The organism is Pseudoalteromonas sp. SR45-5 (genome assembly GCF_014163565.1).
In the GTDB taxonomy this organism is placed as follows: Bacteria; Pseudomonadota; Gammaproteobacteria; order Enterobacterales; family Alteromonadaceae; genus Pseudoalteromonas; species Pseudoalteromonas distincta.
On record NZ_JACJDN010000813.1, the window covers coordinates 1 to 1,487 of the forward strand.

The following is a 1,487-nucleotide window of genomic DNA, read 5'->3' on the forward strand; positions in this document are numbered from 1 at the left end:
AATCACTTACAGAACTGGCTTAAAGGTGGTGGTAAAATGTCACATATTCAGCCACCAAGTAAATATGATCAGAATAAAATAGCGGGCTGGGAAGCATTTTTAAATCAAGATAGCTTAAAGTATCAGTTATCAGCACGGTATATTTATGAGCATTGGTTTTTAGCACATATTTATTTTACTTCAGAAAACCCACAAAGCTTTTTCAAACTAGTTCGCTCAAGTACGCCTCCTGGTGAGGAAATAAAGTTAATAAACACGCGCCGCCCATACGATGACCCTAAAGTTAGCCGTGTTTATTATCGTTTTATGCAAGAGCGTACAACCATACTTTCTAAAACACATTTACCTCTTGAGCTTAATGAAGCTAAATTACTGCGTTTATATGAGCAGTTTATTGCGCCAGATTATACTGTTACGAAAATGCCTAGTTATGAGGCTAAGGCAGCATCTAACCCTTTTAAAACTTTCGAAGTTATTCCAATTAATTCTAAGTATCAATTTATGCTTGATGAGGCAGAGTTAATTATTATGGGCTTTATAAAAGGGCCTGTTTGTCGTGGTCAGATTGCTTTAAATGTTATAAACGATCATTTTTGGGTGGCTTTTGCTGATCCTAATAAAGTAGCCACTCCGGCTGTAGGGGAAATGCTAATGCAACATGAAGAGGCATTAGAACTTCCTGCCGCTGAGGAAAGTAATGCCTTACCCATTTCTAGCTGGGTTAAATATTCAGTTCGCGAGAAAAAGTATTTACAGGCGAAAGTTGAGCTGGCTAACAAAATGTTCAAAGGTGGTGAGCACCTTACAACAGACTTACTTTGGAAAGGTGATGGGCATAATAAAAATGCGGCACTAACTATTTTCCGCCATTTTGATAGTGCAACTGTAGTTAAAGGTTTTATTGGTCAAGAGCCTAAAACCACCTGGATATTAGATTATGCTTTGTTTGAGCGTATTCACTATTTGCTTGTAGCAGGCTTTGATGTGTACGGAAATATAGGCCATCAATTAGTGACACGCCTATATATGGATTTTTTACGTTTAGAGGGAGAGCAAAACTTTTTAGCATTGTTACCTGAGGCTAAACGTAATCAAATTAAAAAGCAGTGGTATCGTAATTCACCACCTGACTTATCTAAGTTCTTTAAAAATAACCGAGAATTTAGTCAGCCAAGTGGTATTAACTATAAAACTGATGATCCACAGCATGAGCTATATACTTTGATGAAAGAAGCCTTAGCGCCAGTTTTAAGTGAAAGATACAACTACACTGAAGTACCAAAGCCGTTAAATGTAGTAAGTAATATGCCAGCAAAAGCGGTAAACTTGTTACCCCAGCTTTCTTTTGTACTTGTAAAGCAAAAAGATAATAGTCATAAGGGCTACACTATTATTCATCATAATGCGCACTACAATATATCTAGTTTATTAAACGAAGATGGCCAACGTGCTTATGATGAAGATACCGCGACTATTGTTCCTGGCTT

At 37.1% G+C, this 1,487-nt stretch carries 1 protein-coding gene; it reads left to right on the top strand.

The annotated features are described in order from the left end of the window. A partial coding sequence (locus tag H5072_RS19285; protein WP_182694487.1) for a fatty acid cis/trans isomerase occupies positions 1-1,487 on the top strand: 1,487 nt, incomplete at both ends.